Origin of the sequence: Aquiflexum lacus, from assembly GCF_015476655.1 — a bacterium.
GTDB classification, from domain to species: Bacteria; Bacteroidota; Bacteroidia; order Cytophagales; family Cyclobacteriaceae; genus Aquiflexum; species Aquiflexum lacus.
Genome location: NZ_JABFHF010000008.1, coordinates 74,461 through 89,030, shown reverse-complemented (window position 1 = coordinate 89,030; position 14,570 = coordinate 74,461). Strand labels below are relative to the sequence as shown.

Below are 14,570 nucleotides of genomic sequence, written 5' to 3'. Positions count from 1 at the left end.
AAGCGACCTTTGAGGTTTTTTTTAACCTCGAAGGTCTTAAGGGTAAGGAGTACGCTTATTTGGGAACTTAGATGTTTTTTTTAGAATTAAAACCTTCGAGGTCCTGACGTCGCGGATGGGAAGACCTCAAAGGTTTCATAATTATGGGTTCTGGGTGCGGATTCTTCCGTCTTCCGTCTTCTGTCTTCAGTCTAACTCAATATCGGTCATCCGTCATCGGACATCCAACAACAACCCTTTTCAAATCTCCTTAAACTCCAACCTACTCACAATATCTAAAGCTACATGAAGCATGACTGCTGCGACTAAGGTCATTCCCATTCCTGTACCCAGAAAAGCATAAACTACTTGTTTGGAGATGATGTACGCAAAAACTCCTGCAGCCATTGAGGGTAGAATACCGAAAAATATAACCCCACCCACAATCAATGGCTTGATTAATTTCCGGTCCCAACCCTCGTCAAACCCTACCTGAGTTGTCAGGGTAATAGCAAACCCGGCAATGTAAAATGTTCCCAAACAAAATGGAAAAAGAACCATCAACCCCCAACTCAACTGTGCAATAAGGACTGTTGGGATGATCAGGATCACCGCAAAGATTAAAGTCTGGTAAATATCCAATTTGATAATATTCCAGAACTTGGAAGGCCAGGAAGCAGGGATTAGGATAAAAAACGGTTTTTTAAGGTCTCCTACATTGGTACGGCCCATTCCGGAAAGAAAATAAAATCCCAGCATGGTGGCCAAATACCCATAGATGATGGCGTGATTGAACCAGTCAAAATTGGACAGGACGGCCATCACAATACCAATTCCCGCAAATATCAACCCATACAGCCCAAAAAGTGGATGGAAATCCTGTCTTGAACTGTGAACATAATTTCGCCAATAAAGCGCAACCGCACCGGTTCCGAAATCCTTGAGGTCGAGTTTCTTTTTGGTATTAAGGCTCATGGAAGACTCTGAAGCTTCCCGCTTGCCCTTTACTTTTTCTTTGACTTCCTCATTGGATTTGGTGGATTCCAACACATCTTCATAATAATATCCTGAATGGACAATCACGAGATTCAAGATCAGCAAGAATGAGAGCACATAAACTGCAATGAACCCAAAAGCAATCCAGATATTTTCATGTCCTAAATAGGTAATGATTCCCCGGCTCCAACCCACCAAAGGGAAGAAATCAAACCATTTGGACCCAATCCAAGCAAACATTCCCTGCCAGAATTTTTCCGCCATCATACCTGGAATCAATATCATCAAAGATAAAATTCCACCCAATGCGAAAACCCCGTTTTTGACATAAGGTAAAATATCATATTTGGTATTGAGGGTGTAGACCAAAAACCGGATAGGGGAGAGGATAAAGAAAAATAAGGTCAATCCCATTGACATCAACAAGAGGTTCCAAATGTTGAAATCATACATTTCATTGAGTTGGGCGGTGCTGTATAAAACAAAAATAAAACTGCCACCCACTGCCGGGAAGATCGATCTGATCATATAGTAAAGCAGGATTTTTGCAGGAGCCACAGGAGAAGTGAACAAAAGGTTGACATCTGCCATGCTGAAAAAACTGACATTCTTTTTGGTAGCCTTGTACAATTGGAACATCAAAAAGCCCAAAGCTAACAACGTGACTCCTCCCAAGAGATTCTGTTGCCCAAAACTAACTTCGCCAATCTGATCTGCTGCATCCTGGAACTGATCCATATCCAAGTCTCCTGTATCTGTTTTTCTTGTCCCTCTTCTGAGGTAAAAAAAGCTGAAATAGCCAACTACAAATAGATATGGCAATAATCGTAAGGGATTCTTGAGAATCAGTTTGATATTGTTGATCAGGATAAAAAGATCCTTTCGGAGCAAAAGTCTAAACTCATTCATCCTTTGTCAATTCTAAAAATAAATCCTCCAAAGATGAATCTGCACCACTGTTGAAAGTGGCCTTAAGGTTTGTTAGCGTATCATTGCCAATGATATTGCCATCTTTCATAATCATGATCCGGTCGGCAATGTTTTCTACACCATCTATCAAATGGGTGCTTACCAAAATGGTCTTTCCTTTTTCTTTCAATTCCTTGAAAATTCTTTTGGTATTTTTGATGGCTTTTGGATCTAGTCCGATCATGGGCTCATCAAAAAATAAAACCTGAGGATCAGGCAGCAGGGCACAGCAGATGGAAACTTTTTGTCTCATGCCCTTGGAAAGATCCCGGCCCAGTTTGTCCTGTTTATCAGTAAGGTCATAGAGTTTCATCCATTCTTTGGCTTTGGCTTGCCAATCTTTGACCGAATAAGCTTGGGCAATAAATTGCAAATGTTCCTTGATGGTCAAAAGGTCATATACGTGAGGAGTCTCAGGAATGTAGGAGAAAAGTCTTTTGGCAGCCACCGACAAGTGGTCATGTCCACCGATGGTGATTTCACCGGCAGTTTTTCTAAGTAACCCAACGATACATTTCATAGTCGTGCTTTTCCCAGCACCATTGGGACCTAATAAACCGACTACTTCTCCTCCATCCAATTGAAAGGTAATGTTATTGACGGCGTTTTGCTTACCGTACTTTTTGACCAAACCATTTACGTCTAACATGTCTCAAGAATAAAAATTTTAATTTTCAAATATTAAACATTTCAATTGTATTTGTGTTCCATTGAGTCTAAAATTGTTATTTTTACTTTGATTTACTTTATTTTAACTATAAAAAATCATACTATGAAAAACGTAATTGTAGTTTTAGCTGTCCTGATTTTTGGTTTTACCTTTACTGCCAATGGCCAGGAAAAGGGGAAATTCAGGGTTGGATTGGATTTAGGATATACCGTTCCAATGGCAGGCGGGGGAGGGCTCTTGTATTATTTGGAGCCTAAGTACAATATTCGAGAAAATATGAATATTGGTTTGAGAATCGGTGGTGCTACCATGTTAAGGGATATTGTATATTCTTCCAACACAAATGCTGGCTCAGCAAAAATAAGTGTCAATATCTCTTATGTTTTGACCTATGATTATTACTTCAAAACTGAGGGAAGTAGTTTTGCACCATTTGTAGGAGGGGGAATAGGATGGATGAGATTTGCAAGTTTAGATTGGGAAACTACAGCAGACCCGGAAGATTTTGGTTTTTTGGGTACTAGATCTACCATTGCCCCGGTCTTAAGGGCGGGATTTGAAGCGGCAAAATTCAGATTTTCCTTAGATTACAATATTGTACCAAAATCTGACCTCGTTAATTCACAAGGAACTGTAATTGGCGAAACTGGTAACGCCTACTTGGGAATTGCAATTGGATTCTATGTGGGTGGAGGTAAGTGGAGGAATTAAGCAATAAAAATATAAGCCTAATAAACTGATTTCTTCTCCTCCATCCGATTGGCAAGTAATTTTGTTGACGACATTATGTTTTCCATATTTTTTGACCAATCCATTAACTACTAGTATGTTTAGGTTAAGAAATTGTCATTTTTCAAACAAAATATTTCAATCATATTTTCGCTCGATTAAGTTAAAAAATGTTAAATTTACCTTATTCTTAATTTAAAAATAATGTTATGAAAAACGTAATAGTAGTTTTCGTATTGCTCTTATTTGGTGTGATTACCACGGTGAATGCACAGGAAAAAGGTAAGTTCCGGGTTGGGTTGGATCTAGGTTATACCGTTCCGATGTCAGGTGGAGGAGGGCTTTTGTTTTATTTGGAACCCAAATACAACATTCAGGACAATATGAATATTGGTTTAAGAATAGGAGGTGCTGCCATGGTAAGGGATCTGGTTTATTTTTCCAATACTGATGATGCCACAGGAAAAGTGAGTGTCAATGGTTCGTATGTTTTGACATACGATTATTATTTCAAGTCGGAAGGTAGCAATTTTGCGCCTTTTGTGGGCGCAGGACTAGGCTGGATGACTTTTGCTTCTGTGGAGGTAGATACAACAAATGACCCTGACGATTATGGAGGATTGTCTGCTAATACTGCATTTGCACCTGTACTTAGAGCAGGTTTTGAAGCTGGTAAATTCAGATTATCTCTGGATTATAATTTGGTTCCAAAATCTGATTTGGTCAATTCACAAGGTACAGTAATCGGTGAAACCGGAAACAGTTATTTGGGCGTAGCACTTGGATTTTATGTAGGTGGAGGTAAGTGGCGGAATTAAAAATTATAAAATTTAAAAAAAGAGGGTGTTTCCGATTTTGGAACACCCTCTTTTATTTAAAACATAAGCCCCCATTTAAGCAATAGACTATTGAATACATAAGATTCTTCCCGGACAGAACTGAAACCCAGCGGTAAATTGCTGCCTGGACTGTTTGTGGTACCAAAAAAATCCCTTACCCCTTCATAAAAGAAGGCATGCTGTCTTTTAAATCCCAAACTCCAAGTAAAGGCATGGTTTCTTTTTTTGGAGTTTCTTTTGACACCTATTTGGGGACTGACCAAAAATCCGCCTTCATACCATGTCTCACTCCATTCGTTGACATCTCTTTTTTCCAAAATCGCTGATCCCTTTCCGATATCAAAACCTGCAAAAGGAGTATTCCTTTTTCCATTGTCCAAAAATCCCCTCCAACCAAAAGCCATGGGGACCAAATTGAAATTCGGATAAGTATCCAATCCCACTAAAAATCCTACTGCATGGTTCTTGTCAATTCTTACACCATTAAAGGATTGGAATGAAAAATTCACTCGTGTTTCAAAATTATTATCCCAAACCTTTAACCTGCCAATCATAGGCCCGAACTCAGTATGATTTATATAGTTCCCATTTTGAGAAAATGCAGGGCTGTAACCTAATAGGAAAACCATAAAAAGTAACATTGGAATTTCTTTTTTCATCAAATTTTACTTTCTAAAGATTGGATTTCAATTAAAGTAAACATTCCATAGGGTCTAACCTTTGGAAGGAATTATATGATCAAACAATGACCGGGTTTTTAACCTGAATACAACTCAATGGCTTTAGCACAGACGGGGTAGAATAATCAAACTGGCAAACTCCATCAGGTCCTATGACGATCAATGATTTTGGACCTGGAATGATGTCCACCGATTTCATAGATTTCAGGAACTCCAATTGGTTTTTGTCAATGTTGAAAACATCTTCCACATTAAAGCTTTTGAGCCCATGTTCTCCCTCAGCCACATATAAATAATCTCCTGCCAATGCCAATCCATGAGGATTCAACATGGGGTAAGCCTTGACTAAAGTGGGTTGATATAAATTCGTAATGTCGACCACTTGAAGTTCATCTACTCCCATCCTGCAAAACATGCCCGATCTTAACGTGACAAATGCATGCACATCATTTACTACCACAGGATCACAGGCAGTGATGTGTTGGTATACTGACATGACTTTTGGATCAGATGGATTGCTGGCATCATAGATATGCATACCTGTGTTTGAGCCGATAAAAAGTTTGTCCTTGAATGGAAAGATTGTTTCAATTCCCCAACCCAAATCTATGTTTTTGAGATGTTTGGGATCATCTTCTTGCATGACATCAAATACCCTAAGGCTATATTCATCCACGGCATAAAGGTGACCACTCATCAAAGTGAATCTCGCCATAGAACCACCTTGGCCATAACTTTGAGCACCTCCTCTGTTACCGCTGAAACTCGCATCAGAAGACTCAGCCATCCACATCCCACCCCATCTTCCCTGCCAACCCCACATCATATCCGAGTCAGCAGTCATTACCGTGTCTTTCCAGGTGATTATGGTATTGGTCGCATGGTTGCTGTACATATGCATAAATACATCTTCAACCCTGTTTACTTGTTTGATGTTTCTTGGATCTGAAATGTCAAAAGCAAGTAAATCCACATAACTATCGGCATAAAGAATATCTGTATTCACAGCCAAATCTACATTTCCGGGGATGTTGATGAAATTGATATTTACCGGAGAAGCAGGGTTAGAGTTGTCAAGGATGTGAATTCCTTTATTGGGTTCATTGATAAATAAAAAATCCCCATAAATGTAAATTTTGCCTGGATTGTCCAGTTCTCTTCCTTGTTCGATAATGATGTCTGAAGCTCTGACAGTACTCATTTCAAGATAAACGGGGATGGAAGTTCTGTACGTTACTGTACTGCTTACTTCATCATGACAGGAAGGTAAAACCAAAAACATCATGAGCGCCAAAACCAAATTGAGCGGTCGGCTGATAAGGGAAAGTAGGGTTGTTTTCATGGCAAATAACGGTTAAAGAAAATGATATTGTAAAAACGCTACTCTCCCCTGACGAAAAATTTTGTATAAGTGCGACAAGTCAGATCAAATATTTTTAAAATATTTTTTCAGCTTATCAATTGTTCAATTTTCCAATCATTTTCCTCTCAAAGTTTTCCAATAAAAGTATATGCTTTTTGATAATGTTATGACTGAATTCAGCTTCATAGTCCTCAGGGTATAAAGGATTGAATTTTATTCTTTCTATGATGATGTCCAACCAACCTTTGCCATTGTCAATCAAGTCCTCGTTGAAAGCTTCTACTGTCACATCTCTTGAGCCTGAAAATGGGCGTCTTCCTTGTTTTTTAAAAAATTCACCCATTGTGTTCAATGCAAGTTCATGAGTCAATTCAAAGGTTCTGATGACTTTGTGTTGGGTTTTAGGATCAAGAGGGATATTCTTAAAAGGTCTGATTACTTCCCTCAATTCATCTAAAGCTTGTTGGAAATCATCAAAACATTTTTCACAAGTAGGAGGGAGAATTTTCATGGTAGTCTTGGGGATTAAAGTTTTAACATTTCTAAAATGGAGGGTTCAAGATTTATTTGCATGCCTTTAATTTAAGCAATTTATCTCACATTGTAGGATTGCATAAAGGGTTGACCATTTGGAGATACCCCCTCCAACCTGAGTCTTCCGCTGAATTTTTCAAGGAGTTTTCCGACTTCCTCCGGATTTTTCGCAGGGTCACCGTTGATTTGGGTGATGACAAAACCATTATTAAGTCCCAAATCCCTCAAATAGCCTCGGGTCATACCGGTAATTTTTATTCCAAAATCAATTCCAAGTCGATCTTTTTCTAGGGTATTCACAGCTTCCAGTTGGGCACCCAATAAAGCTGAGGAGTAAAACTCTCGTTTGATAATTCCAATTCCTCCCTCCAAGTTTTGTAAAGCAATTTTTGCGGTTTTATTGTCATTTTTCCTTTGGAACTGAACATTGATTCTATCTCCGGGATAATAGTATGAGAGAACTTCCTCAAAACTTCCTTTTCCAGTAATATTAATGTCTTCAATCTTGGTAATGACATCATTGCGCTGAAGTCCTGCTTTTTCACCTGCACCTTCTCTGACCACATGCGTGATGATGACACCATCCAAGGTTTTAAGTCCCATTTCTTCTGCGAGTTCAGGTGTAATTTCCACCACCTCCACTCCCGGAATGGCTTTTTGTACTTCACCGAATTTGATAAGGTCATTGGCGATTTTCATGGCAATATCAACCGGTACCGCAAATCCATATCCAGTATAAGACCCTGTTCGGGAAAGAATCGCGGTATTGATCCCTACCAATTCACCCTGGATATTGACCAAGGCACCTCCTGAATTCCCAGGATTGATGGGGGCATCCGTTTGAATAAATGATTCCAAAGGAAATTCACCTCCTAGGATGTTGATCTGTCTTTCTTTGGCAGAGACAATTCCTGCAGTCACTGTGGAGGTAAGGTTAAAGGGGTTACCTACTGCGATGACCCATTCACCGATTCTGAGGTTTCTACTACTGCCCAGTTGAATAGCCGGCAGGTTATCAGTTCCCACTTTTAACACCGCGATATCTGTATTTTTGTCCGTGCCGATCAATTTGGCAGGATAGGTTCTTTTTTGATGGACCACTTCAATAGTTTCTGCCCTATCTACCACATGGTTGTTGGTGATGATATAGCCATCTTTACTGATAATGACACCAGAACCTGTACTTACCCTTTGTTGTGGACCAGTACCAAAAAAATAATCGAATATACTATATCTTCTTTGGTCAGTTCCCGAAAAATTCTTGATAAAAACCACTGATGGGGTACTTTTTTCTGAAGCTTCCACAAATGAAACCGGATTCTCGACAATTTCCCGTGGCGATTCCAAATAATCAACTTGGTACTTCGGGGTCTCCCTCTGTAATATTTCATTGGTCTCGGTGACCATTTCATTGTTTGAAAATTGTTGAAATGCCCATGCACCAGCAATACCAGCTGTAAAGGCCAAAAGAATGATTCTAATATTTTTAAGCATATTCTCCATTACGGACTTCTCAATTTTAGGTTAATATACAAATAAAAATAAGCTGGTTTTTCCTAACCCATTTAAATGCCAAATCGATAAACTTACAAAAAGACTTAAAAAATTGAAGGAAAAGTCTTTTAACATTGTAATTTTGTCAGATTAAAAATTGGGGACTGTCACCAATTATTGTTTTGGAGAAGTCCCTTATATGCAACTTGAATTAATGTCAGGAAAAAAGAATGTAGCCATCCTAGGCTCAACAGGTAGTATCGGAACCCAAACCCTGGATGTCATCCAAGCCCACCCCGAAAGTTTTCAAGTAGAAGTCCTGACTGCCCAAAATAATGCAGATTTACTGATTGAACAGGCTTTGAAGTTCCAGCCAAATTGTGTGGTTATCGGGAATGAAAGCCTATATCATAAAGTGAAAGAGGCTTTATTAACCCACGATATCAAAGTATATGCGGGAGATAAAGCAATCGCGGATATAGTTACGATGGGAGAAATAGACTTGGTGCTAACTGCTTTGGTAGGTTATTCAGGGCTCATTCCAACCATGAAGGCCATCGAAGCTGGAAAGCAGATCGCTCTTGCCAATAAGGAGACTTTGGTCGTAGCAGGTGAGTTAATCACACAATTGGCCAAAGAAAAAGGTGTGAATATCTATCCGGTTGATTCAGAGCATTCAGCAATATTTCAGTGCTTGGTTGGTGAGTTTCATAATCCTATTGAAAAAATCATTCTAACCGCCTCGGGTGGACCTTTTAGGGGGAAAGATAAAACGTTTTTGGAAAATGTAACCAAAGCTCAGGCTTTGAAGCACCCCAATTGGGATATGGGTGCTAAAATTACAATTGACTCAGCTAGCCTGATGAACAAAGGACTTGAAGTCATTGAGGCAAAATGGCTGTTTGGGCTTTCCATAGATCAGATTGAGGTAGTAGTTCATCCCCAATCCATTATCCATTCTTTGGTACAGTTTGAGGATGGTTCGATGAAAGCGCAACTCGGATTACCGGATATGCGTATTCCTATACAGTTTGCTTTGAGCTATCCTCAAAGGTTAAAAGCTGACTTCCCTAGATTTGACTTTGCCAATTATCCTAGTTTGACTTTTGAAAAACCCGACATGGAAACTTTTCGAAATCTCGGATTGGCATTTAAGGCGCTGGAAAGAGGAGGAAATGCCCCATGTATACTAAATGCTGCAAACGAAATTGCGGTGGCTGCATTTTTGCAAGATGAAATCGGTTTTCTGGAAATGTCAGAATTGATAGAGAACGCTTTAGAAAAAGTAACATTTATCCAGAAACCTAGTTTATTGGATTATATAGAAACGGACAGCATGTCCAGAAGAATAACGGAAGAATTAATTAAGAGTAAAATATAATGGATACATTGATTATGGTGGCCCAGCTGATTCTGGGATTGTCAATTTTGGTTGGATTGCATGAATTGGGTCACTTGTTGACGGCCAAGATGTTTGGTATGCGTGTGGAAAAATTCTCCATAGGATTTCCGCCAAAAATAGTTGGGTTCAAGTGGGGGGAGACAGAGTATTCCATAGGAGCGATTCCTTTGGGAGGTTTTGTCAAGATCTCAGGTATGGTGGACGAGTCCATGGATACTGAACAGTTATCCTCTGAACCACAGCCATGGGAATTTAGGTCAAAACCTGCATGGCAACGCCTGATCGTCATGTTGGGGGGAATCATTGTCAATGTTGTCACAGGGATCGTGATCTTTGTGATTTTGGTGCATCAAAGAGGTGAAACTTATTATTCCAGAGATCAGGTAATCGAGCATGGAATAGTGGCCTATGAAATTGGCCAAGAGATAGGATTTCAAGATGGGGATAGGATTTTGGATATCAGTGGTGAGCTATACAAGACCCTTGGAGACCTCAGCAGTGGCAATGCTCTTCTCAGTTCTGAGGGATATTACACGGTTGACCGCAGTGGGGAAACAGTTAAAATTGAAATCCCAAGAGGCTTTATCAATTCTTTTTCCAATGAAGAAAGTATGGGGCAATTCCTGGACATCAGACATCCTATTAAGGTGATGGAAATTTCCCCTGGGAGCGAAGCTGAAAAATCAGGCCTTCAAACTGGAGATAGAATTCTCTCTGTCAATCAACAAGAAGTTTCATATATCAACGAATTGCAGGCAACACTTTCCCAACTGAAAGGGGAACAGGCAAATTTACTGTTTGAAAGAAATGGTCAAAAAATTGAAAAGGAAGTTCAGGTTAGCGAACAAGGTACTTTGGGATTTTTGAATGCGCCTATTGACCCGGTCGTCCAAAAATATGCCATAGGAGAATCTATTGTCAAAGGTACTGAAAGGGCTTTTGGAGTGGTTATCATCAATGCAAGAGCATTGGGTAAAATGTTTACAGGTGAGGTTTCTGCCAAAAATGTCAGCGGCCCAATAGGCATGGCAAAGATTTATGGCAGCAGATGGGATTGGGTGAAATTTTGGAGTATTACAGGTCTGATCTCCATGATTTTGGCTTTTATGAACTTATTGCCAATTCCGGCATTGGATGGCGGTCATGTGATGTTTTTGTTATATGAAATGGTATCCGGTCAGGCACCTTCCGACAAGTTTCTGGAGAATGCTCAAAAGGTGGGTATGGTGATGTTATTGGCCTTAATGGTTTTTGCCATTGGGAATGATATTTTGAAGATTTTTACGGGTTGAAAAATTAAATAAACTGAATATCAATAAGTTAAATAAGGATAAGCCTCACAAGGCTTATCCTTATTTTTTTTATTCAGATTTTTATTTACAATTGTCTACTTTCTTAGTAATGATGGGATTAGAAGTCTTAAAACTTCATTATTCATTTCATATTTTGAAGGTAATTTGCATTGATCTTTGGGGCAGATAACAACAGTTAAAATTATTTTAATAATCCATTAGAGACAAGTTTTCTTTATTTATGAAACACTGTTTTCTCATCTGCTGGACAGGGATTGTCTGGCTGATGGTTTTAACAAACTCATTGAGAGCACAGGACGTTTATCGTGATTTTGTGATCCTTTCTTCGGGACAGCAAGTCTATGGTCAGGTCATTAGGGATTTTGATTACAGTCAGTATAGGGTGATCAATTTTATAAACCCATTAGGTGAAAAATTTGCCTATCAACCAAAGGATATACAAGGTTTTGGCTTGGATAATGGAAGAATTTTTTACAGCAAAATTTTACCGGGGATGCAGGAGAAGGTATTTGTTCAGCAAATGTTAACGGGGTCCCTTAGTCTTTTAAGCTATAAAGGTAATTTCTTTATCGAAGGGGAAAAGGAAATTACGGAGTTGGTTGCCGGATATGAGAAAATAGAATTCGATAGCCGCACGCTTCGGACTTACAAAAAACCATTTATTGGGACCTTGAAAATCCTTATGGCCGGTATTTGTGGTACACAACTTTCCAATCTCATCAATAGAACCAATTACTCCGAGCAGGATTTTGTTGAGATTTTGTCCAAATATCATTTATGTGAGGGGTTGGATTTCAAAGTTCATATTGCTCAGATCAAGCGCGTAAGACTTTCACCGTATTTAGGAGCTGGCTATACCTTAACGCAGACATCCGTCAATAACAGGACTTCTGGAAGAAAAGATGTATTGGAAAATGCAGGAATGCCTTTTGTCCTTATGGGTTTAAAAGTATATCAATTCAGAAATCTTCCCAAAATAGGTTTTGATCTGGGCTTGGGTTTTGCATTTGCGAATAATAGACTTGATTCTGAATATATTAACCCTCAAGTGACATTTACAGGTACTGAAGAATTTAAATTCACATCTGTTTATGCCCCTGTTTTCTTAAATTATTCTTTCCATAAAAGTAAAAGTATAGAATCTTATCTTGGTTTAGGTGCCTTTTTTAGATTCAATACCACGGCCCCAACTTATGCCATCAGAGATTTGACAACGAACTATAATGCTGCCACAGTATTGGAAGAGCACTCATTTTTAACATGGAAGAAGTCCATGGTAAATCCTTCTATTAAGATTGGCACTCATATCAATGCAGGTAAGCCATTAGGATTTCTGGTCGAATTGCAGATGGAGTATGCTCCCTCCGCTTTCAGTGCTCAATTGGGACTTAATAAAGCCTCTTATAATCAGCTTATGGGTTCTTTATTTTTTGCTATTCGATATTAACTGCCACTAAGATGAAAATTCAATCCAAAATAGTACTATTCTGTTTGATTATTGGTCTTTTTGCTTGTGAGAAAGATACCCTTGAACCTAGAAAAAATCCCAGGTTTAGTATTGCATTTGTACAGAACCTAGATGCATCAGGTGCTCAGTTTGCGGCCAATGTTTTTGAATTTGGAAATGAAGAAATCCTCGAATACGGATTTGTGTACGGAAAATCTTTTCAGCCTAGAATAGAAAATTCAGAGATTGTAAAAAAAGAAGGAAAACCTGCTGCTCAATTTGAAATAAAAGCGACCCATTCCATGGCTCTCGGAGAAAAGTACAACGTAGCTGCTTTTATGAGAACTGCTACGGGTTATATTTATTCAGCACCGGTGGAATTTGAAAGTAAAGGCTCTGAAGGTTTTATATTTCAGCGAATTGAACTTCCCACTCCTTTGTACTTTAGGGATACCATTACTGTCTTTGCCAGTAATTTAAGCAGATCGATTGACAATTATACAGTTATTGTAGAGAGTGAAATAGCTACAGTAGTGGAGATTGGTGATGATTACTTTAAATTTTTGCTTCCCGATGGGATTTTATTCGATGGAAGGATTGTCATGGACAAAACCTTTCTTTTCTATTTAAAAATAGGTGATAAATTATTGCAGGTAGAATCACCATTCACTTTCAAAAAGCCAGAATTCAGGATCATTCCCAATCAGAAAGTCAATTACAATCAGCCTGTCTTTATTGAGGGGGATTTTATGGAGTCGGCAGGTTTTTTTGAAGTGTACTATGTAGAAAACCAAGAAAGAAAGACCCAATTAAATGGAAACTTTAATTCAAAAACAAGAATAGGCTTTAATCCTTCCACCTTTTTTTCTCAAAGTAGTCCAAAAATTGAAGTGGTTATAAGAGGAGAGCCTTATCTTATCGAGAATTCATTTGAGATAAACCCTACTGAGTTTGTTACAGGACAACAATTCTCTGTGAACAGCGCTGATTTTATCGTTGCAAAAGTTATTAATAAGAATATACACAATTTATGGTATAACTCGATAATTGCATCAGACTTTCAAAGTCCTGTAGAATTGACTGGAGAAGAATTACTTGAAGATGATGAAGTAGGATTTGTTATAAATATGACAGATGGAGTGAAGCGTAATAATCGTTTTTATTTTAATAATTTTGGGAAACTTTCGGAAAATTTTATTGAAGTCAATCTTACCAATCCTTCCCTTTTTCATACAAGGATTCCAGAAAGGTTTTATAATGTCGCAACGGCCAATGGATCTAGGGCTGTCTCGATGGAAAACAAGGGATACTTTTTTGCAGGAAAAGAGGTTTTTAAATTGACTCCGGAAATACAAGGGTTTACTTTGGTTACCCAAAGTCAGTCCAATAGTGTATTTAGCCTAAGCAATCAATTTGCATTATTGGCACCCAACGGCAAAATCTACACTGGAGCAGACAACCTTACTAAAGATGGAGGTTTGGTGGATTTCTTTGAGTTTGACCCACTGACCGAAAGGATTGTCAAACTACCAAATATTCCGACTAGGTCTACTTCCCCATTGGCTGTATATGCCACAGATAAGTACTTGTATTATGATGGAGGTTTTGTTTTTACAGAGGGGGAGGGAGCTTTTCCATCCAATGAGCGTTGGCGTTTTGATTTTGCTTCCCAAACTTGGTCCAAAATAAATGATGCTGAATTCGAAATGGGTACCAACAGGAGAAGTCACTTAACCTACAGGCATAATGCAAAATTATTCATGATTGGGCTTGATAATGAATCGGATAACAGTACATTCCTTTATGAATTCAATGAAACTATTCAAAAATGGAATGAAGTAGGGGCTTTGGATTTACCAGGTCTTCCGGTATCCAATGAGGTTTTTGTTATAGGAATGGAAGCGTTCGCTTTATTCGAAAGGGGACTATTTAGTTTTAATTTAGTGAATTATCAGGTTACTGAATATTCAAGTGCGAACTATTTAAGGCCTCTGTTGTCAGTAGGCATTACCAACAGGATATACATTTATGATGGGTATTATATCATTGCTGAAGTTGATCCTGAATTCTTCTAACATTTTATTCCCTTAATGCAGCCATTAAATTTTGATTTTGATAGAGTGATAAAGTCACTGCATAATGGGCAATTAAAATT

12 protein-coding genes are annotated in these 14,570 nt (G+C 38.6%); 6 read left to right on the top strand and 6 right to left on the bottom strand.

The window, feature by feature from the left end; all coding sequences use genetic code 11:
* Positions 1-240 precede the first annotated feature (240 nt).
* Both HMJ38_RS09385 and HMJ38_RS09380 read right to left on the bottom strand, forming a co-directional pair.
* Entirely contained in the window at positions 241-1,884 is a 1,644-nt protein-coding gene (locus HMJ38_RS09385; protein ID WP_194974134.1) for a putative ABC exporter domain-containing protein, read from the bottom strand.
* Positions 1,877-2,593, bottom strand: a complete 717-nt coding sequence (locus HMJ38_RS09380; protein WP_194974133.1) for an ABC transporter ATP-binding protein — start codon at positions 2,591-2,593, stop codon at positions 1,877-1,879. Before HMJ38_RS09380 ends, HMJ38_RS09385 begins: the two co-directional genes overlap by 8 nt.
* Positions 2,594-2,716: 123 nt before the next feature.
* Between HMJ38_RS09380 and HMJ38_RS09375 the strand changes: the two genes are divergently transcribed.
* Together HMJ38_RS09375 and HMJ38_RS09370 are read left to right on the top strand one after the other, a co-directional pair.
* Complete coding sequence (locus HMJ38_RS09375; protein WP_194974132.1) at positions 2,717-3,325, top strand: hypothetical protein; 609 nt, start codon at positions 2,717-2,719, stop codon at positions 3,323-3,325.
* 227 nt (positions 3,326-3,552) lie between these two features.
* Complete coding sequence (locus HMJ38_RS09370) at positions 3,553-4,161, top strand: OmpW family outer membrane protein (protein WP_194974131.1); 609 nt, start codon at positions 3,553-3,555, stop codon at positions 4,159-4,161.
* Positions 4,162-4,217: 56 nt separating this feature from the next.
* On the opposite strand, the gene HMJ38_RS09365 is transcribed toward HMJ38_RS09370, so the two are convergent.
* The 4 genes from HMJ38_RS09365 to HMJ38_RS09350 form a co-directional block, all read right to left on the bottom strand.
* Positions 4,218-4,841 carry a hypothetical protein gene (locus HMJ38_RS09365; protein ID WP_194974130.1) on the bottom strand — a complete coding sequence of 208 codons (624 nt, stop codon included), beginning with the start codon at positions 4,839-4,841 and terminating at the stop codon, positions 4,218-4,220.
* A 79-nt stretch (positions 4,842-4,920) separates the two neighbouring features.
* Complete coding sequence (locus tag HMJ38_RS09360; RefSeq protein WP_194974129.1) at positions 4,921-6,204, bottom strand: LVIVD repeat-containing protein; 1,284 nt, start codon at positions 6,202-6,204, stop codon at positions 4,921-4,923.
* A gap of 115 nt (positions 6,205-6,319) precedes the next feature.
* Entirely contained in the window at positions 6,320-6,736 is a 417-nt protein-coding gene (locus tag HMJ38_RS09355) for a nucleotidyltransferase substrate binding protein (protein ID WP_194974128.1), read from the bottom strand.
* An 80-nt stretch (positions 6,737-6,816) separates the two neighbouring features.
* The gene (locus HMJ38_RS09350; RefSeq protein WP_194974127.1) at positions 6,817-8,262 is read right to left on the bottom strand and encodes a trypsin-like peptidase domain-containing protein; all 1,446 of its coding nucleotides are present in this window, start codon (positions 8,260-8,262) and stop codon (positions 6,817-6,819) included.
* 205 nt (positions 8,263-8,467) lie between these two features.
* Between HMJ38_RS09350 and HMJ38_RS09345 the strand changes: the two genes are divergently transcribed.
* The 4 genes from HMJ38_RS09345 to HMJ38_RS09330 all read left to right on the top strand — a co-directional run bounded on the left by HMJ38_RS09345 (position 8,468) and on the right by HMJ38_RS09330 (position 14,490).
* A complete protein-coding gene (locus HMJ38_RS09345) occupies positions 8,468-9,634 on the top strand; it encodes a 1-deoxy-D-xylulose-5-phosphate reductoisomerase (protein WP_194974126.1) in 1,167 nt (388 codons plus the stop codon).
* Positions 9,634-10,947: an RIP metalloprotease RseP gene (gene rseP / locus HMJ38_RS09340; RefSeq protein WP_194974125.1), complete on the top strand. Its 1,314-nt coding sequence runs from the start codon at positions 9,634-9,636 to the stop codon at positions 10,945-10,947. The genes HMJ38_RS09345 and rseP overlap by 1 nt, the downstream gene beginning before the upstream one ends.
* 241 nt (positions 10,948-11,188) lie before the next feature.
* On the top strand, positions 11,189-12,415 hold the full coding sequence (locus HMJ38_RS09335; protein WP_194974124.1) for a hypothetical protein: 1,227 nt from the start codon (positions 11,189-11,191) through the stop codon (positions 12,413-12,415).
* 11 nt (positions 12,416-12,426) lie between these two features.
* Positions 12,427-14,490: a Kelch repeat-containing protein gene (locus tag HMJ38_RS09330; RefSeq protein WP_194974123.1), complete on the top strand. Its 2,064-nt coding sequence runs from the start codon at positions 12,427-12,429 to the stop codon at positions 14,488-14,490.
* Positions 14,491-14,570 lie beyond the last annotated feature (80 nt).